At 37.1% G+C, this 18,311-nt stretch carries 20 protein-coding genes; 6 read left to right on the forward strand and 14 right to left on the reverse strand.

Features of this window, described 5'->3' with window-relative positions; translation table 11 throughout:
- Positions 1 to 195: 195 nt before the first annotated feature.
- Entirely contained in the window at positions 196 to 1,092 is an 897-nt protein-coding gene (locus FS608_RS20810) for a PhzF family phenazine biosynthesis protein (protein WP_144554504.1), read from the reverse strand.
- A 156-nt stretch (positions 1,093 to 1,248) separates the two neighbouring features.
- On the opposite strand from FS608_RS20810, the gene FS608_RS20815 reads away from it, so the two are divergent.
- Entirely contained in the window at positions 1,249 to 2,133 is an 885-nt protein-coding gene (locus tag FS608_RS20815) for a LysR family transcriptional regulator (RefSeq protein WP_144554505.1), read from the forward strand.
- A 302-nt stretch (positions 2,134 to 2,435) separates the two neighbouring features.
- On the opposite strand, the gene FS608_RS20820 is transcribed toward FS608_RS20815, so the two are convergent.
- Entirely contained in the window at positions 2,436 to 3,722 is a 1,287-nt protein-coding gene (locus FS608_RS20820) for an NCS2 family permease (RefSeq protein ID WP_144554506.1), read from the reverse strand.
- Positions 3,723 to 3,841: 119 nt separating this feature from the next.
- On the opposite strand from FS608_RS20820, the gene FS608_RS20825 reads away from it, so the two are divergent.
- Positions 3,842 to 4,720 (forward strand): LysR family transcriptional regulator, encoded by an 879-nt coding sequence (locus tag FS608_RS20825; protein WP_144554507.1) that lies wholly within the window; start codon positions 3,842 to 3,844, stop codon positions 4,718 to 4,720.
- A gap of 248 nt (positions 4,721 to 4,968) precedes the next feature.
- Here the strand turns inward: FS608_RS20825 and FS608_RS20830 are convergent, their stop codons facing one another.
- Positions 4,969 to 5,775: a C40 family peptidase gene (locus FS608_RS20830; RefSeq protein ID WP_144554508.1), complete on the reverse strand. Its 807-nt coding sequence runs from the start codon at positions 5,773 to 5,775 to the stop codon at positions 4,969 to 4,971.
- A 194-nt stretch (positions 5,776 to 5,969) separates the two neighbouring features.
- Here FS608_RS20830 and FS608_RS20835 point away from each other — a divergent pair, with 194 nt between their 5' ends.
- Positions 5,970 to 6,110 (forward strand): hypothetical protein, encoded by a 141-nt coding sequence (locus FS608_RS20835; protein ID WP_395947799.1) that lies wholly within the window; start codon positions 5,970 to 5,972, stop codon positions 6,108 to 6,110.
- Between the two features lie 152 nt (positions 6,111 to 6,262).
- Here FS608_RS20835 and FS608_RS20840 read toward each other — a convergent pair whose 3' ends face one another.
- A complete protein-coding gene (locus tag FS608_RS20840) occupies positions 6,263 to 6,889 on the reverse strand; it encodes a histidine phosphatase family protein (protein WP_186328833.1) in 627 nt (208 codons plus the stop codon).
- 157 nt (positions 6,890 to 7,046) lie between these two features.
- Here FS608_RS20840 and FS608_RS20845 point away from each other — a divergent pair, with 157 nt between their 5' ends.
- Complete coding sequence (locus FS608_RS20845; RefSeq protein WP_395947800.1) at positions 7,047 to 7,613, forward strand: MOSC domain-containing protein; 567 nt, start codon at positions 7,047 to 7,049, stop codon at positions 7,611 to 7,613.
- 95 nt (positions 7,614 to 7,708) lie between these two features.
- Here FS608_RS20845 and FS608_RS20850 read toward each other — a convergent pair whose 3' ends face one another.
- The 6 genes from FS608_RS20850 to FS608_RS20875 all read right to left on the reverse strand — a co-directional run bounded on the left by FS608_RS20850 (position 7,709) and on the right by FS608_RS20875 (position 12,731).
- A complete protein-coding gene (locus FS608_RS20850; protein ID WP_144554512.1) occupies positions 7,709 to 7,852 on the reverse strand; it encodes a Fur-regulated basic protein FbpA in 144 nt (47 codons plus the stop codon).
- 42 nt (positions 7,853 to 7,894) lie between these two features.
- On the reverse strand, positions 7,895 to 8,311 hold the full coding sequence (locus FS608_RS20855; protein WP_144554513.1) for a hypothetical protein: 417 nt from the start codon (positions 8,309 to 8,311) through the stop codon (positions 7,895 to 7,897).
- Between the two features lie 339 nt (positions 8,312 to 8,650).
- Positions 8,651 to 9,610, reverse strand: a complete 960-nt coding sequence (locus FS608_RS20860; protein WP_144554514.1) for a DUF4822 domain-containing protein — start codon at positions 9,608 to 9,610, stop codon at positions 8,651 to 8,653.
- A gap of 105 nt (positions 9,611 to 9,715) precedes the next feature.
- Positions 9,716 to 10,423, reverse strand: a complete 708-nt coding sequence (locus tag FS608_RS20865) for an ankyrin repeat domain-containing protein (protein ID WP_144554515.1) — start codon at positions 10,421 to 10,423, stop codon at positions 9,716 to 9,718.
- Positions 10,424 to 10,596: 173 nt separating this feature from the next.
- Positions 10,597 to 11,283, reverse strand: a complete 687-nt coding sequence (locus FS608_RS20870) for a response regulator transcription factor (protein WP_144554516.1) — start codon at positions 11,281 to 11,283, stop codon at positions 10,597 to 10,599.
- Entirely contained in the window at positions 11,280 to 12,731 is a 1,452-nt protein-coding gene (locus FS608_RS20875; RefSeq protein ID WP_144554517.1) for a sensor histidine kinase, read from the reverse strand. Before FS608_RS20875 ends, FS608_RS20870 begins: the two co-directional genes overlap by 4 nt.
- A gap of 462 nt (positions 12,732 to 13,193) precedes the next feature.
- Here FS608_RS20875 and FS608_RS30880 point away from each other — a divergent pair, with 462 nt between their 5' ends.
- Both FS608_RS30880 and FS608_RS20880 read left to right on the forward strand, forming a co-directional pair.
- On the forward strand, positions 13,194 to 13,424 hold the full coding sequence (locus FS608_RS30880; protein ID WP_222127385.1) for a hypothetical protein: 231 nt from the start codon (positions 13,194 to 13,196) through the stop codon (positions 13,422 to 13,424).
- A gap of 226 nt (positions 13,425 to 13,650) precedes the next feature.
- Positions 13,651 to 14,406 (forward strand): IclR family transcriptional regulator, encoded by a 756-nt coding sequence (locus FS608_RS20880; RefSeq protein WP_144554518.1) that lies wholly within the window; start codon positions 13,651 to 13,653, stop codon positions 14,404 to 14,406.
- A gap of 74 nt (positions 14,407 to 14,480) precedes the next feature.
- Here the strand turns inward: FS608_RS20880 and accC are convergent, their stop codons facing one another.
- The 4 genes from accC to pxpB are packed head-to-tail and all read right to left on the reverse strand — an operon-like array spanning position 14,481 to position 18,049.
- Positions 14,481 to 15,836 carry an acetyl-CoA carboxylase biotin carboxylase subunit gene (gene accC / locus FS608_RS20885; RefSeq protein ID WP_144554519.1) on the reverse strand — a complete coding sequence of 452 codons (1,356 nt, stop codon included), beginning with the start codon at positions 15,834 to 15,836 and terminating at the stop codon, positions 14,481 to 14,483.
- 1 nt (position 15,837) lies between these two features.
- Positions 15,838 to 16,308 (reverse strand): acetyl-CoA carboxylase biotin carboxyl carrier protein, encoded by a 471-nt coding sequence (gene accB, locus FS608_RS20890; RefSeq protein WP_260871754.1) that lies wholly within the window; start codon positions 16,306 to 16,308, stop codon positions 15,838 to 15,840.
- A gap of 14 nt (positions 16,309 to 16,322) precedes the next feature.
- Positions 16,323 to 17,318 carry a 5-oxoprolinase subunit C family protein gene (locus FS608_RS20895; protein WP_144554521.1) on the reverse strand — a complete coding sequence of 332 codons (996 nt, stop codon included), beginning with the start codon at positions 17,316 to 17,318 and terminating at the stop codon, positions 16,323 to 16,325.
- Complete coding sequence (gene pxpB / locus FS608_RS20900; RefSeq protein WP_144554522.1) at positions 17,315 to 18,049, reverse strand: 5-oxoprolinase subunit PxpB; 735 nt, start codon at positions 18,047 to 18,049, stop codon at positions 17,315 to 17,317. The genes FS608_RS20895 and pxpB overlap by 4 nt, the downstream gene beginning before the upstream one ends.
- Between the last annotated feature and the right edge of the window lie 262 nt (positions 18,050 to 18,311).

The following is an 18,311-nucleotide window of genomic DNA, read 5'->3' on the forward strand; positions in this document are numbered from 1 at the left end:
TACAAGTTAAGCGGAATCTCTCCGTCTATTTATCAGCGGGGGGCTTAACCTGATTCCCCAACCGATAAATGACCTCTGTTCCTAGATGCGGAAATCAGCAGCTTTTTATCGACCAGCTTTGAAAGATCAATCAATAATATGAACCTATTTTTTAGAGGAAATGACTCTAATTGGGCATTTGCGATAGTTTCTCTATCAAATGTTGATATTCCCTTCGATCGTTATTACCGCTGTTCCAGCTACTTCAATGATTGGTGCATTATTTTCGGAATGAACCGTTATATATAATGTACCTGGTCTGCCAATTGCGTGGCCTTGACCTATTTTAAGATGATGAGTTTGTTTATTTGAAAGAAATCCTTCTAAAAACAAATACCCGGCTAAGGCGCCATTTGCTGCACCAGTTACAGGATCCTCGTTGATTCCGATGCCAGGGGCGAAATCTCTTGTATAAATATCAAACTCCCCATTTGTATCAAAGGTAAATAAATGAGTGGTTGAAATATTATACTCCCGATTCATGCTGCCTAACTCTTTTAGTTGCGGCTCAGCTAAATCAATCGCTTTACGTGTTTTTACTGGAACAAGCAGATGCCAGTTTCCGGTATTGCTTAGTTGAATTGGATATCTTTCATCCAGATCAGTTGTTTGAATACCGGCTAGTTGGGCAAGTGTGTCTTTATTGATTTCAATTTCTTTCACCCTTGGAGCTACCTGGGTCATAGAAACACTAATCAATTGATTGTTTTCTTTTATCCATTTTACCGGAATCAATCCTACATTGGTTTCAAAAACAATCTGATCAGCTTTTTCTAACCAATTGTATTTGGTTCCAAGTAACCATGATAGACCAATTGTTGCGTGGCCGCAAAAATTAATTTCCTCCAGCGGTGTAAAATATCGCACTTTAAAATCTGCCTCAGGATGAGACGAAGGCAATAAAAAAACGGACTCTGGAAGGTTCAATTCATTGGCAATTTTTTGCATCTCTTCCGCACATAAAATTTCCGCATGGGGAATGACCCCCGCAGGATTTCCACCAAACGATACATCGGTAAAAGCATCAATATGGTAAACTGGGATTTGTTTCATGTTATTTCTCCTCCTTGAACTTTTGTACTTTAATCATATGCACTACTTATGTATAAGTAAAATGAATATTATGAATCGAATACATGAGAAATTTTAATGTAAATTCACCTCAAAAATAAATAAGTGCCCTTATTTTAGGAAACGGAGGAGGGAACCATGACTGTTTTTCAATATGAAGTATTTCTTAAGGTTGTAGACACAGGGAATTTTACGAAGGCTGGCGAAAATTTAGGACTCACTCAATCTGGTGTCAGCCATAATATATCTGCTTTGGAGTCAGAACTGGGGATAATTCTATTAAATAGAGGCAGAAATGGGGTTTCATTGACGGATGCAGGAAAACGGATGATTGGTCATATGAGGAATATTGTGTCAGAGTCGGAACAGATTAAACAAAAGACGGCTGCAATTCTTGGGATAGAATTGGGTAAAGTTAAGATCGGAAGTTTTCCAAGCGCTTCAGCTAAATTATTGCCTGGCGTTATTTCTTATTTCAAAAGCAGGTATGAAGGGATTGAGTTGGAGCTATATGAGGGGAGCTATGACAAAATTACTGAATGGGTAGAAAGTGGAGTGGTCGATATTGGATTTGTTTCGCTGCCGGTTAAAAGGTTGGAGACGATTCCTCTTTTAAAAGATAAATTAGTTGTGCTAGTACCTAGCGGTCACCCTTTCCATGAGCATAAGTCCTTAACCATAGAGGAGTTATCGCAGGTACCCTTTATCTTGCCAAAGGCAGGCTGTGAGGTACTGATCAAGGAAAGGTTTCAATCCAAAGGATTAAAACCTAATATTCAATTTGAGATAGAAGATAATCAAACCATTATCTCAATGGTCCTAGAAGGACTTGGGCTAACCGTTGTTCCTCGATTAACATTACCAAACTGGTTGACACAAATTTCTACTGTTGAACTTGTTCCTGAAACCTATCGTTCTATTGGATTAGCAGTAAAGTCTATTAAGGATTGTACGCCTGCTGTAAAAGAATTTATCATTGCCTCGCAAAAATTTGTGGAAATAAATAGTGGAAACTCTCTCTAGGAATACTAGAATCCAAGGACAGGAACTTTTAAAAAATAGGAAGAGGCAGGAGCAGCCAACTAAGATCCGTTAAGGTGAAACTTACCGTATGTAAATGAGGTTTTTCTATTAAAAAATTAAAAAGCCAAAAATGAACAAGTTAGAAATACTTGTAAATTTTTGGCTTGTACAGATCATTGTTTAAGAAGATAATCAGGTGTTGGTTCATTTGATTAAATTCTTTTCCTACAAAATACTTGAGGGTAAGGGTACTTTTGATATAGTAGAGAACTTTTTTGCGCCCACTTAATGAGTTCCTACTCTTAAAATACATATGGAATTACAAAATTGCTTATAAACAGAATAGCAATCAAATATAGCGCAGGGTGAACTTCCTTCCCTTTCCCCATTAAAAGCTTCATTAATGGGTATAGAATAAAGCCGATAGCCATGCCATCTGCAATGCTATACGTCAATGGAATCAGTACAATAATTAGAAGTGCTGGGAAACTCTCTGTTAAATCGTCCATTGAAATATGAACAATGTTCTGCAGCATGAGTACACCGATTAAGATTAGAATGGGCGATACCGCACTGGCGGGAACCATTTTAATCACTGGAATAAACAAGATCGAAATAAGAAACATAAACCCGGCAACAACGCTGGTTAAGCCTGTTCTTCCACCAGCGGTAATCCCCGCTGCAGCTTCCACTGATGAAACGGTAGGACTCGTTCCAAAGATTCCAGCAGATAAAACCGAAACAGCAGTTGCCTGGAGTGATTTTTTACTGCTCTCAGGGCGGTTTAACATCTTGCTCTGCCCATGGATCAAGCCGATATTTTCAAACAAAACCACCATTGCAAATGAAATGGATGTTAGCCAGAATACGATATTACCTGCTTGTGCCCACGAAGCCTTCCCAAACACGTCAAAGTATTCATGGAATGATGCCCTTGAAAAAGAAGCTCCCTCAAAAGTGGCTCCCCCAAGCCAAATCGATAATAACGAGGTAATCATAATACTTAATAAAAGATTTCCTGGCACATTTTTAATAAATAAAAAAACCGTAATAATCAAACCAATAAATGTCGTGATGACTGAGGGACTGCTTAAATCCCCAATGGCAAGCAGGGTGTGCTCAGAATTCGTAATAATACCAGCATTGTCAAACCCAATTAAAATCAATAAAATTCCAATACCAATCGTAATGGCTTCTTTTAAGGAATTAGGAATGGCGGATGTAATTACTTTCGCCATTGGTGTAAAGGCAATAGCAACAAAGATCAACCCTGAAACAAAAGTCATCGCCAACGCTTCCTGCCATGTAAATCCCCCTGATTGAACGATGGTATAGGTAAACATGGCATTGAGCCCCATACCAGGAATGAGAAGAAGCGGTGTATTACTCCATAATCCTGCAAGTATACATCCCAAAAAACTAGTTAATATTGTCGCAATGATTCCCGCCTCCATTGGAATTCCAGCCACTGCCAAAATCGTTGCGTTAACAATAATAATGTAGACCGCGGTTATATATGAAATAAAACCTGCAGAAAATTCGGTTGAGATTGTCGTACCATGTTCATGTAATTTAAAAAATCGTTCCATTTCAATCCCCTTTCTAACGACCGATGAAATCGATAGTTATCATATCATGGACTTACACTATACGAAAAATATATAATTTATATAGAAACCATACATTTTTTATATAGTAGGAGAAATCAATGGACATTAAACAATTACGGTATTTTATAGCAATAGCTGAGGAAAAGAATATTACGGCGGCTGCTAATCGGCTGCATATGTCTCAACCACCGCTCAGCATACAGTTGAAACAATTGGAGGATGAGCTAGGTGTTAGATTAATCGAGCGAAAGGGTAAGAGTATGGAGTTAACTGATAAAGGAAATGTGCTCTATAATCGTGCTTTGCATCTTGTGAACAGTGTGGAAGAACTAAAAAATGAGTTAAAGGAAACAGATGAGGGGAAAAGGGGCGTTCTCTCTGTGGGGATCAATACCTTACCGGTTACGGGGTTTCCAGAAATGCTCCAATCCTTCCACAAAAAATATCCCCTTGTTTCTGTAAAAGTTGTTCAAAATGATTCTCTTTATTTAGCGGAAATGGTAAAAACGAGGGCTATTGAAATGGCATTTGTACGGCTTCCACTTGAACATCGTGGTTTGACTTATCATCATCTAATTAATGAGCCCTTTGTTTTCGTGAGTAAGAAGGAGGTAAATATACAATCTTTGGAAGAAATTTCTCATATGCCCCTAATTATTCCAAGTTCTGAGGGCCTAGGCATCTATAACACTATTCATGAGGCATTTTCTAGACAGAAGCTTCCACTAATAAGTATTGCGGAATGCTCTGATATGCAAGTATTAATGGAGATGGTTAAGGGAGGGATGGGAGCAACAATCGTGCCAAAATCTGTTTTAGATGTCTATGGAAACACAAGTCTCTACTCAACACCGATTAAGGATGCTAATTTAACCTCTTCTCTAGGAGTCATTTGGCTTGAACATCATTTTGTCTCAGCACCTGTAAAAAATTTTTTTGAGCTGGTCAAGGAATCATATAGGCTTTCACAGCTTTAAGACATCTTTATCTGATTATCCTGAAAAATAATAATCAAAAAGTGATCAAATTTGACAATAGATTTGATATCTTTAGCATTTGATGATGATGAGTGTTTAAAAAAAGAATCCCCTGGGTTTATCCAGGGGGAGAAGTTATTTTAGGTAGTATTTATCTCTAAAAGAAGTGTCAGCAATCTTGTCTACATAAAATTCACCATTCTAAATAAATTAAAAAAGTCCTTATCGATACATAAGGACTTTTGAAACTAGAGTTGTCTTGCTCCAAGATAGCGAGATTTCCAGTAAGAGATATTCATATTGGAAATTTCAACTCCTCGGGAACCAGAATGAACGAACTTACCATTTCCCACGTAGATTCCCATATGTGAAGGACCTTTTTTATACGTTTCGTAATAGACAAAATCGCCAACGGATAAAGTAGACACAGGTTTCATCTTGTTCCAATATCCAGCAACAGTCTGACGAGATACGGATTTTTGTTTGTTGATCACATAGTAAATAAATCCACTGCAATCAAAACCGCTTGGAGTAGTTCCTCCCCACTTGTAAGGGCTGCCAACCACAGTTTTAGCGTTTTGAATCAACTTGTTTTTATTAATGGTAGACACTGCAGGTTTATTTGCTGCGGGAGCTGGAGCAACAGGTGATGTTACAGTACCACTACTAATTTTTAATTTTTGACCTATTCTAATTAGATCCGATTTCAATCGATTCCCCGCTTTTAATTGTGTCACAGTTGTCCTATACTTCTTCGCGATTGATGACAAGCTATCACCGGATCTTACCGTATATACTAATGAAGATGAACTAGTGCTAGATTTAGTCACGACCTTGCCTTTTTCAGGTATGTATATACTTTGACCTATTTTGATTCTATCACTTGATAATTTATTAGCTTTCTTAATCTCTGAAACTGATACTTTATATTGCTTTGAATACTTTGATAAAGTATCCCCACTTTTAACTTTGATTGTTGCAGCCATGGCCGACGTACTATATAAAGAAGTCCCGAATACGGTAGCTGTAACGAATGCTATAATTTTCTTTTTCATTTGTATCCCCTTAGTAATCGTTTCTTTTACTAATTTTAGTTTACCTATCACTTGAATAATTTGCTATAATTTGTCGAAATCGTAAAATTAATGTAATGACTTTGTAATAAATTGTAGTTAATCAGATATTGATAGTTTGTTAAAAGGAACCTCAAATAGCCATAAGCCGCCTACAAGGTATGGGAATAGAGGGAATGATGATTACCGGGGATAATCATCAGACAGCAAAAGCAATAGCTGGACAAGTAGGTATAGAAAATGAAATTGCTGAGGTTCTTCCTGAAGGAAAGGCTGATGAAATTAAGTATAGAGTTGGTTATGTTTCACTTTTATAAGGGGGTGCGTTACCGGAAAGCCCCAATGAGAAAAGGCTCTGACCAAGAGGGAGTCGTCAGAGCCTTTTTTCATTGTGATTTTGGGATATTCTTTTTGCAAGAATTTCATACTATATGGCTTATTAGTACTTATACTAGTCCATCTAAATATCTTAATTTGTATTATCTCTAAAAGAAGTGTCAGCAATCTTGTCTACATAAAATTCACCGTTCAAATATTTGACCACAGAAACACTGCAATTATCATGGTGAATATACCTGCTCATTTTTGCTAATTGCATTAAATAGTTGCCTATTGTAACCCCATGTGAAAATACTAGAACATTTCCACCATCATTTTTATGCTTATGAATGATTTCATCGATAGCGGAACTTGTTCGTGTAAAAAGCTGTAGGTAGGATTCCCCTTCAGGTGCTGACATATTTAAATCTTTAAGACTAAACAATGTCTCTAGGATATTCCCATGTTGATCCAGAATGTCCGTTTGTAATAGAGATTCCAAAATACCAAAGTTCATTTCCTTTAGACGTGGATCAGTAATGATGGGGATGTTGCGATGGCCAATGGCGTACCTAGCCGTATCTACTACTCTCTGGCTTTCACTTGCGTATACTGCTTTAAATTCGAAATCAGATAAACCGATTCCTACAGATTTAGCCTGTTCAATTCCTTTGTCCGTAAGAGGTGAATCACAAAATCCCTGCAATCGTTTCTCTACATTAAAAAGGGTCTCCCCATGCCGGACAAAATAAAGGTTCACTTCTTTTTCAGAGGACACGCGTAACCACCTGCTTTGTATTGGATTTAATTGATGATAAAATGAATTTTACCACACCTTCGAGTAGTTAGTAACTAAATAAACCAAGCATTTCCAATCCAACCAGGAGTGGGAGGTATTTTTATAGGAAATGTTTGAATGGATAGGAGCTTTCGTTTTGGAAAAAGTATGGGCAAAAATAAATGCAGTTTTAATCGCAGATGATCCAAAGACATTTGTAACTAGAAGAATATCAGAAACAAACCTTGAATTCGGGGGGATTCGTGGGGACCGGCACTTTGGTGTAACCAGTAAGGCTGATTCAAGGCAGCCGATGTATCCAAGAGGAACAGAGATTCTAAACCGCCGCCAAATAACGATTGTGTCCGTAGAGGAATTAGACAGGATTGCAGAAGAATTAGGTGTTGAATCTGTTCTGCCAGAGTGGTTAGGGGCTAATCTCTTGGTAAAGGAATTTCCGGAATTAACAAAACTCACCATGGGTTCACGAATCCTTTTCCCAAGTGGTGCAGGATTAATATGTATGGGGGAAAACCAGCCCTGCACCTTGCCCGGGGATGAAATCCAAAAGCATTATGAAGATTACGAAAAGTTATCCGTCCGTTTTGTGCGTGCAGGTTATAAGCGGCGGGGGATTGTATGTGCAGTAGAAAGGCCTGGAATCATTCACGAAAATGATGAAGTGCAGATTTTGGTTAATAATTTTAAAAATCCAATGCAATAATTGGCTGGGAATAACAACGTACATAAATTTAAAAATACTAGGCGAACATTGACAGGTGCTGTTCGCCTGGTGTTTTATGGATGAAGTTCTAATTCTCACAAATTTGTTTCCACATATTTATAATATTCATGTCTTAATTCTTGTAATGTTAACTCATATAACTGACGATCATCAGTTGATTTATAAATTTCCATGTTTAGTAACTGCTGGATGATTAACTGTTTTTCATTACCTCTCACTCTGGATTGCTCTCCTTCAGAAATGTGATTTATAGTACCTGATTATTGATAATAATGGTTCATGACTGAGTTATTTAAATAGTTCTCTAATTTCACCTTAAGGTCACTAGATTCTATTAATTTTTTTGTATGATTTAAAAATAACTCTTCATCCCTTATTTCTAGTGCCAGATCTATTTGAAATTGCAAATAGTTTAAGTTCAATTCTAAGTCAAAGTCAGTTACAAGCCTTCCTTGGTAAAAATAATGGTCCAAATCTTCAAGGGCTATATAGAAATGTCCTTGGTTATTGATGATAGCTAGAACATACCACCCATTATTAAAAGTAAAGTTTTGTTCATTAGAGACTTCAATTATATCCATTTTGTTAATAGTTAAGGTAGTTGCATGTATACTACCTGGACAAAAACAGTCAGTTTGATGTGTAAACGTTTCTTTTGCGATGAAATACTGAATCATGCTTTTACCTCCCCGAAAAAAAGCGTAATGGAATATTTTTGAGATTTTAATTGAATTTATTTATAGCTACACAAACGTATTTTCCCTTTATAGAGTTGATTTAAACGTTAAATCTCTTAATTAATTTCTACAACATCCAAGTTACAGCAAGGGCAGGTAGAATAATGATTGTCATAATCATTTTCAACGAGCTTTCTTTCATTGATATACCCACACCACATGCATAAAAAGGAGTTTAGTGGTACTAGTTATTATTCCCTTACTATAAAAAAAACAAAAAAGGAACGGAGAAAACCGTTCCCTTTTTGACTAGATGCTGATGCCTCTTAAAGTATTTAATTACTTAGTGAATTTTAGTTTAATATCACCATTATAAGGTATATGCTCAACAGTTATGGTTATATCTTTCCCATCTTTATCTTTACCTTTTCTTTTATAGGTGAATTTATTTTCATTAAGCTCTGTTAATTCAAGAACAGCACCATACTTCATCCCTAGGGAAACATGGGCTCTTATCTTATTTCCATGTACGACATCGAAATAGCCATAATCACCGCGGCTTTCACCAGTCTTGGCATCAAAAAATTCATATTTATTTGTCTTATCATCATATTTGGCAAGACCTAAATAATTTGAATTATAACTGGATACATCGTTGCCATTTTCATCTAATGCCACGGTTCCTTGCCATAGGGTACCTGCTAATATTTTATCCCCATCAATGTTTGTCACTACTTCTCCTGTAGTCGATTGCAACTTTTTATCCGGATCAGTAAAGGAAAGTTCTGTTTCTTTATAAGGAATATGATCAACAAATACCTCTACATCGTTACCATTAGCATCTTTACCCATTCTTTTATAGGTAAACATATCTTTATTTAGCTCTGTTATTTTGACAACAGCCTGGTAACCCATCGATTCTGAAATTAATACTCTAACCTTCCCATCGTTGGTGATAAAGAAAGTTCCTTTATCGCCACGACTTTCTTTGGTGGTTTTATCAAAAAATTCATATCTCGATGTTTCATCGTCATATTTGGCAAGACCAATAAAGTTTGCATTATATTTTGTTAAGTCATTATTATCTTTATCATATACCTTTGTTCCTTGCCAGTTTGTATTGCTTAGTATACTAGCCAATTTCTGCCCTTTAGTTACCTTATTTTCCTTTATACTATCTTTAGCTTTTTGTTCTTGCTTCTGTTCACTTTGATTTGCTTGTGCAATGGTGTTACAACCTGTTAGTAATAATGTGAACCCGAGTAGTATTGAGGAAAATGTTTTTACTTTTTTATTCATTTTGTAGTCTCCTTATTTCATTATTGTAGTGTATTTAATAATAGTATCTATAATTTATAGAAAAAATATGGCTTATTTTTACTTAGTGAGGCTTATACGATCCTGTTATTTCGCTCGTGCTTTTAACAAAATTTGTTCAATCTCTTTAAATCCTTTTGCTCGTGCGTGTTGTAAAGGTGTCACATTCTTATTATCAGGAATATTGACATTTGCCCCATGATCTATTAGTAATTGCACTGTTTGCTGCTGTTTTTCGTCACCGTTACCCAAAAAAATCGCTTCTAGTAAAGCTGTCCAACCTAGATTATTTACATGATTAACATCAACATCAGTACTGGTAAGAAGTTCTTTAATAACATCCACATATCCATGTTCAGAGGCAGGGATTAAAGCAGTTCCTCCATACCGGTTAGTTACAGATGGGTCGGCACCTGCTTCAATCGTAAGTTTAAGAATATCTATATATCCTTCAGCGCCAGCATACAGGAAGGGGTTATTTTTCATGTTGTCCTGGATGTTGACATCTGCCCCCGCGTCAATTAGGATTTTTGCATTCTCTACGTCATTGTTATAAGTCGCAATCATCGTGGCAGTTCGACCTTGGGAGTCCTGTGAATTAATATCAATACCTTCCTCAATTAGTCTTCTTATGGTGTCCGTTTCTTTGTGTTCTGCAGCTTGAAATAGTTGTTGATTCACTTCTATCTCTCCTTTTCTCTCATTTTGCTGTTTATTTGGATCTCCAGCGTTTTCAGAGGCACATCCCTGAAGAATGAAAATACATCCAATGATTATTGTCAGCCACCTCCACATCACAAGCTCACCAGCCTATCGTTAATCTTTACTTAAGTTATGTTAATGCTTAATCTTAAACTCCCTCTAAATAATTTCTTAAAAAAAGATAAACTTTTTAAGAAAATTTCTTAATATATCCATAAAAAAAATACCGCCACCTTAGTGACGGTATCTAAAACAGATTAATTAATTTACACATTGAATCGATACCCGGCTCCCCAAACAGTTTCCAAGAATTTGGGTTGTGAAGGATCCCTTTCAATTTTCCCTCGTATTTTCCTGATATGAACTGTCACTGTTGAAACATCTGCTGCTGATTCTAACTCCCATATATTTTCATATAGCTGTTCTTTGCTTAATACTTGATTTGGATGCATGACAAGAAACACAAACAAATCGAATTCTTTTGTTGTGAACGGAATTTCTTCTCCGTTCATATGAACTTTGCGCGCTGACTTATCAATGGATATTCCATGAACGAAAATGGTATTTGATTTAGCTTGATTTCCTGCTAAACGTTCAAAACGCTCTAAATGTGCTTTCACCCTAGCTACCAGTTCACTTGGACTAAAAGGTTTGGTAATATAATCGTCCGCCCCTAAACCGAGACCTCGAATTTTATCGATCTCGTCTTTTTTAGCGGATACAAACAAAATAGGAATATTTTTAACCGCACGTATTTGTTTACATATCTCAAACCCATTTACACCTGGGAGCATGACATCCAAAATAATTAAATCATAATGATTTTGAAGAGCTAGTAGGAGACCTGAATCACCATCATGATGAATTTCAACATTAAAATGATTAATTTCTAGATAGTCTCTTTGCAGTTCTGAAATACTAACATCGTCTTCAATAAGCAATATCTTTTTCACCATACATCTCCTTTCTTCTTTAAGGAAAAGAAGATACTTGTACCTTTACCTAGCTTGCTTTTAGCCCACATTTCCCCTCCATGCTCTTGAATGACATGTTTTGTGATCGCAAGTCCTAAGCCACTTCCGCCTGTCTGAGAATTTCTAGATTGTTCTGCCCGGTAAAAGCGATCAAAAATGTAAGGTAAAGCAGCCGGCTCGATCCCTTGTCCGTTATCCTTTACTTGAACAGTTATGTCAGAAATTCCTTCATTTAGAGAAATGGTAATGTTCTTTTGGTCCTTATTCATATATTTTACACAATTGCTAATTAGGTTGGCCAATACGCGTTTTAACTTCTCCCTATCTGCTATTACATTTATCGGTTTGTCCAAAAGATGAAGGTCAATTTGAATCCCTTGTTGGAGTAAATCAAGATATAGGTCTTCTACGTAGTCTCTCAAATATTTATCCAGTTCGATGGTTTCAAAAGTAAAGGGCTCTTTTTTTAGATCTAGCTTGGAAAATAAGAACAGTTCATCTATCAATGAATCCATATATCTAGCTTTTTGGTACACAGTTGATAAATACTTGTCCATCTTCTGTGGAGTATTAGCTACGCCATCTTTTATCCCCTCAACATACCCAATAATTGAAGTAATAGGAGTCTTCAAATCATGCGAAATATTGGACAATAGTTCTTTTCGATTTTCCTCATACTGAATCTGGAGATTTACGGACTCTTTTAATTTAATTCTCATATCCTCAAACGTTTTATTTAATTGTCCGATTTCATCATTCGAAGCAGCTTTGATTTCAAAATTTAGATCTCCTGATTTTATTCTCTCTGCACCTTCTCTAAGAACTGAAATGGGCTTGATGATGCTGCGTGAAACTAGATAGTTCAAAAGTCCAATAATCATGATAAACAGAATTAGCAATAGGCCGAATAAAATTGGAAACAACTCCCGAGTCAATTCGGCATAGGAGCTTACCTTTCTTAAAACAAAGATACTTCCTTTACTATTATCCGGAAAATAGAAATCAAACTTCACATACGTAAAAAAGGAATCTTCAATTTTAATCGTATCTCGTGTGTTAATATTCGTTGCTTCAAATCCGGGAAGAGATTTAAGTAATGCATGCCGATCAAGAGTGGGGGAAGCGTACTCTATGTTTTGATTTTTTCTTACGACAATTTTAATGCCTTGTTGGTCAATCTTTTTCAGGTTCTCTTGAATTAGAAGCTGCGTAGGTTTATTCTTAGCCAACAGCTTTAAATCAAGAAACACACTTTCCTCTATTGGAGTTAATGGCTTTTGAACATAGGATTTTTTGTAAAAATGCTCGATGGATTTAACATCACCTGTGATCGAAAAAATAAGTAAAAAACCGGCTGCTAAAAATAAAATGATAGAAATAAGGATTACCCCAACATAAGACAGCAGAAACCTCATTTTAATTGACATCATATTCACTCCAGTGTACATCTCTTCCTCATTCTTTAGTAGAAGTTCAACATTTTGGCTTGTTCTTGAATGAGAGATACTGTTTGCAAATGTACCATATCATATAATCCTTAAAACTTTCTAAAATAAATATGAAAAATCCTTAAAACATTTAACAATAAACGGCTTAAATAATAATGGTTTAGAAACGGGATTATTTTTAAAAAATTTTCCAAGAACATAATTTCTTATTTTAGAAAACTGCTTCTACATTGAAAATGCATTTTTTTTCTTGTTAAAATTGATTATTAAGGTGTGATTTTTGGAAGGGATAAACCTCATTTAGATACGTCACTGAGAACCTTATCATAAGTAAATGAGGATGTTAGCCCAATGCCTCTCCTTAAGGGTGGGGAACAGGTTAAGCATCCGATTTGATAAATAGACGGAGAAATTTCGCTTAATTTGTGAAAAGTATAAAAAATGGCTTCAATAGACGGAGAGATTCCGCCTATTGAATCGAAAAACATGAAAAGGGGGGAGTTTGCTTTGCATAATCGGAAAACCTCCCCTTATTTACCCCGAAACGAGCTCCATTCTGTATCTAACCGGAAAATCTCCGCTTATTTTACTTCTGCTGTTTACTTAATCAAGGACATGACTTCTTATTTAAATGGAAGTGAGATGAAAACCAACACGAGACGGATTTGTTAATATATGAGAGGGTGCCTTGATTTTAGCATTCATTTTGTTATCTCAAAAATCCCTCGGAAATCTCATTTCAAGCGAGATTTTCCCTTTTCCTTGCTTGTCAATTTTTATGGTAGGAGTATATTTAAGTTGTATGGAAGAAAAGCTTAATGAATACATAGAAAAGTTCATCGCAGGAGTAACTACGATGCGAAAAGCGAAATGGTGAATGGGAAGGAGACTACTATTAATGAACAACAAAAATAAAACGGTTGTCCGTTCGATGGATGTATTAAATCTATTTATTGAGCATACCGAATTATCCTTTCAAGAAATTATTAATCTATCGGGGATTCCGAAAACTTCAGTCTATCGAATGCTCAGGTCGTTAGAGGAAATGGAGTTCTTGGAAAAAGGAAGTGATTCGAAATACCGACTTGGACTCTTGTTTCTCAAATTTGGTCATCTGGTTTTGGGTAGGATTGATTTGCGTAAGATTTCCTATCCGTTTATGAATGAATTGCATAATGATGTGAAGGAAGCAATTAACTTAATTGTTAGAGATGGAAATGAAGCGATCTATATTGAGAAAATTGACACAAAACAAAAGGTTCGTCTCTATACTGCGATAGGAAGGAAAAGCCCACTCTATGCTGGTGCTTGTCCACGTGCTATCTTGTCTTTTTTACCTGATTCGGAAGTGCAGGCATACCTCGAATCAATTGAGCCGAAATCGTTTGCAATTGGTACAATTACTGACAAAGATAAAATTTATGAATCGATAAAACAGGCAAGAATAGATGGATTTACAATCAGTCATTCTGAATTGGAAAATCATACATCCGCCATTGCCGCTCCGATTTTTAATCACAAAGGAGAAGTTGTTGCGGGTATAAGTATCGCTGGTATCGAAGCAAATTATCAGGGGGAGAACATTGAGAACTATGCAAAGAAAGTAAAAAACGTTGCAAAGGAAATATCAATGCGTTTAGGGTATACAGAATAAAAAGAACGGGGTGGTCTCTGCATCAATGCAATTTGATGTAGAGACCGCCCCGTTCCTTCTATATAATCTACATTTTAAACTTTTGGTGTTACAGTATATTTTTCAAGGAATTTCGTGTTGAAGTTGCCGCTTAAAAACACGTCGTTTTGCAGCAAGCCTTGGTGGAATGGAATGGTTGTATAAACCCCTTTTACTTCAAGTTCTTCAAGTGCACGTTTCATTTTACGAATGGCTTCCTCTCTCGTTTTACTATGTACAATCAATTTTGCAATCATAGAATCATAGAAGGGTGGAATGGTGTACCCTGTATAAACAGCCGAGTCGATGCGGACACCAAGACCTCCAGGAAGGGTATACTCTGTTATTTTTCCAGGCGAAGGCATGAAGTCATTTAGGTAATTTTCGGCATTTATCCGGCACTCGATTGACCAGCCCGTTAGCATGATATCTTTCTGTTGAAGTTGTAACGGTAAACCAGAAGCAATGCGTATCTGTTCCTGAACCAAATCGACACCTGTGACCATCTCGGTAATTGGGTGCTCGACTTGGATACGGGTATTCATTTCCATGAAATAGAATGTGTCATTTGTATAATCGTAAATAAATTCAACCGTACCTGCCCCAACATAGTTGACTGCTTGGGCTGCTTGAATAGCTGCCAGCCCCATTTTCGCGCGCGTCTCGGATGAAACTGCTGGGGATGGAGTTTCTTCAATTAGCTTTTGCATTCTTCGTTGGATTGTGCAATCACGTTCGCCGAGATGAATGACGTTTCCAGCCATATCAGCCAAAATTTGAATTTCAACGTGACGAAAATCCTCTATAAATTTTTCTAAATAGACACCTGGATCACCAAAGGCAGTTGCAGCTTCCTGCTGTGTAATTTCAATTCCCTTTTTTAAGCTATCGGCATCACGTGCAACACGGATGCCTTTTCCACCGCCACCGGCTGTTGCCTTAATAATCACTGGAAATCCAATTTTTTTAGCAATCTGCAAGCCTTCCTCAAAATCCTTAATAATTCCGTCAGACCCTGGGACGATTAAAACACCGGCATCTTTCATCGTCTGCCGCGCAACGTCTTTAATACCCATCTTGCGAATGGAGTCAGGTGATGGACCAATAAAGACGATGCCACATTCACCACATAATGCAGCAAATTCAGCATTTTCAGCAAGAAATCCGTAGCCAGGGTGGATGCCATCGACATTAGTCAACGTTGCAATCTTAATGATATTTTCGATGTTTAAATAACTGTCTCTAGAAGGTGCAGGTCCCACACAATAGGCTTCATCCGCTATTTTCACATGGAGTGCATCCCGATCGGCTTCCGAAAAGACAGCAACCGTTTTGATGTTAAGCTCCTTACAAGCGCGGATAATTCGGACAGCAATCTCTCCTCGATTAGCGATTAATATTTTTGTAAGCATCTCATTCACTCACCTTCACGGTAAACAATGGCTGCCCATATTCAATAATTTGTCCGTCATTCACTAAAATTTCGATGATTTCCCCGTTGACATCAGCATGGACTTCATTTAATAGTTTCATAGCTTCTAAAATACATACAGTTTCGCTTTGGGAAACCATTGATCCTACTTGGACGAAAGGCTCTGCGTCTGGATTTGGACGCGCATAGAATGTTCCAATCATTGGTGATTTAATGACATGTAAGCTGCTATCGTCCTGGTCAGCGGTATTTACTGTAGGATTAGCAACTTCTAGAGGGAGATGTGGCAATGCCTTATCAGCAATCATGTGCTGATTTTCAAAGTTTGCAGCCAAGTTTTCTACCCCTTGCTTTTGGTAAAAAAGCTTAAAATCTCCTTTTTCTAGTTTCATAATGTCAATAGAAGATTGTTCAATGATTTCCAAGAATCCTTTTAATTCGTCGATTTTCATCTGTTCATGTCCTCTCATTTATGAAATGCTTTAAAATGAATGCCCATCGATAATTTCCGTAGCATCTGCTCTTGCTTTATTAATTCTAATTCTGCTTGTTCAAGCGAAACTTCCTTGAATTGGATGTTAGCGTTTGGCTGCATCTGTGCTAAACAAGGTAGATCAGTAGAAATGACCTGACCGATTTTTGGATATCCTCCTGTCGTTTGTCGATCAACCATTAAAATAATGGGTTGTCCGTTTGAAGGGACTTGAATGGTACCGTATGTGACCCCTTCTGATAACAACTCAAATTTTTCTGATAAGCTGAGTGATTCGCCTTCCAACCGATAGCCCATCCGATCAGCTTGAGTTGTTAATCTATAGTGCTTTGAAAAAAAAGTTTGTTGACCGTCTCTATCGAAACGATCGAACTCAGCACCATGTAAAACCCTAATTGTTTGTGTTTTATTGAATGTCAAAAATTCTGTATAGTTTACAAACCATTTAAAATGGGTAGACATTCTTTCTAGCTGATGAACGAATGTCTGACTTAGTAGATTGAGGTCTCCACATTCGAACACATCCCCTTTTTGTAATGCTCTGCCTTGAAGTCCTCCAATAGCAGCACGAAGATAAGTGCTTTTACTTCCCATAACTTCAGGAACCTCTATTCCGCCGGCGAATGCCACGTAGGCCCTGCACCCATTAATTGCGGATTTAAATTGTAAAATAGATCCTTTGCGAATCAGGACCGGCCGCCACATGGGTGCTATTTCTCCGTCGATGGTAGGCTGCAGGTCTCCTCCTGTAATGGCAACTAACTCATCAGAATCAAATTGAAGAGTTGTCCCAAAAAGCGTAATTTCAAGTGCTCCTTCGCCTTCGTCATTTCCGACAAGTAAATTTGCAATTCTAAGAGAAATAGGATCCATAGCTCCACTGACGATTACCCCAAATTTTTGTGAGCCGTATCTCCCTAAATCTTGAATCGTAGTCAATAATCCAGGATGAAGCACTTTAATGCTCATTGTTTCATCTCCTTATAGGCAGCATACTCTTCAGGCGTTATCGGTACATAGCGGATTCTATCTCCAGACTGTAACATCGTTGGAGGTGAAAGTTCTGGAAGAAACAAATCAAGCGGAGTACGGCCGATAATTTGCCATCCCCCGGGTGTTTCCAGCGGGTAGATGCCTGTTTGTTTACCAGCAATTCCAACAGATCCCGGCGCGATGGCAAGACGGGGTGAATCCTTACGTGGTGTGGCAATTCTTTCATCCATTCCACCCATGAACGGAAACCCCGGTGCAAAGCCAATCATATAAACTAAGTAATCATTTGAAGAATGAATTTGAATTACCTGTTCAACAGAAAGTCCATGATAACTTGCTACATACTCCAAATCTGGACCAAACTCTCCTCCGTACAGGACTGGGATTGTTATCAGCCGTTGTTCGGGTGTTTCAGTAGTCCCTAATTTATCCAGTAACGCTAATATAAAAGAGCTGACTTTTTTGTAAGGACTTGATGCTTCTTTGTCTGTGCGGGACAAATAGACGGCAACAGGATTGTAATATATTGTCAAACTATTATAAGAAGGCACAGATTCTATCAATCCTGTAAATGGCTCTTTTTCTAATAAGTTGGAAAGGTTTTTCACTTTTTCATGGATGGCTGGGCTGATTCCGTCGCCTAACTGAATGACTAGCGCAGAATCCCCTAAAGGCCTTATGTTCGTATTATTTTTCTGATGGGCCATAATAAACAGCTCCTCGAAGTTTCGAATTTCGGTACTTAAGTTCTGTTAAACGGATATTACAAATATTATAGTTTACATTCAAATTTAAAAGCAAGTCTAGAAATATAGAATATTATGATATTTACAATTTTCATATAATTTTGCAAACTATATATTCAACTAAAAATATTTATGCTAGAATGGGTTTAAGTTTCAAAACTAAAGTTCCGAAATACGGAACATATAAAAGCACTTAATCAGTAGACGAGTGATCAATGGAGGG

The organism is Bacillus sp. X1(2014), assembly GCF_007678255.1.

Bases quoted from the DNA above. Each gene is read 5' to 3' on its own strand.
- FS608_RS30880 (WP_222127385.1), top strand. From the start codon at position 13,194: ATGGCTTCAATAGACGGAGAGATTCCGCCTATTGAATCGAAAAACATG.
- FS608_RS20895 (WP_144554521.1), bottom strand. From the start codon at position 17,318: ATGAGCATTAAAGTGCTTCATCCTGGATTATTGACTACGATTCAAGAT.
- FS608_RS20810 (WP_144554504.1), bottom strand. From the start codon at position 1,092: ATGAAACAAATCCCAGTTTACCATATTGATGCTTTTACCGATGTATCG.
- FS608_RS20825 (WP_144554507.1), top strand. From the start codon at position 3,842: ATGGACATTAAACAATTACGGTATTTTATAGCAATAGCTGAGGAAAAG.
- FS608_RS20875 (WP_144554517.1), bottom strand. From the start codon at position 12,731: ATGTCAATTAAAATGAGGTTTCTGCTGTCTTATGTTGGGGTAATCCTT.
- FS608_RS20820 (WP_144554506.1), bottom strand. From the start codon at position 3,722: ATGGAACGATTTTTTAAATTACATGAACATGGTACGACAATCTCAACC.
- FS608_RS20830 (WP_144554508.1), bottom strand. From the start codon at position 5,775: ATGAAAAAGAAAATTATAGCATTCGTTACAGCTACCGTATTCGGGACT.
- FS608_RS20860 (WP_144554514.1), bottom strand. From the start codon at position 9,610: ATGAATAAAAAAGTAAAAACATTTTCCTCAATACTACTCGGGTTCACA.
- accB (WP_260871754.1), bottom strand. From the start codon at position 16,308: ATGAAAATCGACGAATTAAAAGGATTCTTGGAAATCATTGAACAATCT.
- pxpB (WP_144554522.1), bottom strand. From the start codon at position 18,049: ATGGCCCATCAGAAAAATAATACGAACATAAGGCCTTTAGGGGATTCT.
- FS608_RS20835 (WP_395947799.1), top strand. From the start codon at position 5,970: ATGATGATTACCGGGGATAATCATCAGACAGCAAAAGCAATAGCTGGA.
- FS608_RS20815 (WP_144554505.1), top strand. From the start codon at position 1,249: ATGACTGTTTTTCAATATGAAGTATTTCTTAAGGTTGTAGACACAGGG.
- FS608_RS20880 (WP_144554518.1), top strand. From the start codon at position 13,651: ATGAACAACAAAAATAAAACGGTTGTCCGTTCGATGGATGTATTAAAT.
- accC (WP_144554519.1), bottom strand. From the start codon at position 15,836: ATGCTTACAAAAATATTAATCGCTAATCGAGGAGAGATTGCTGTCCGA.
- FS608_RS20865 (WP_144554515.1), bottom strand. From the start codon at position 10,423: ATGTGGAGGTGGCTGACAATAATCATTGGATGTATTTTCATTCTTCAG.
- FS608_RS20855 (WP_144554513.1), bottom strand. From the start codon at position 8,311: ATGATTCAGTATTTCATCGCAAAAGAAACGTTTACACATCAAACTGAC.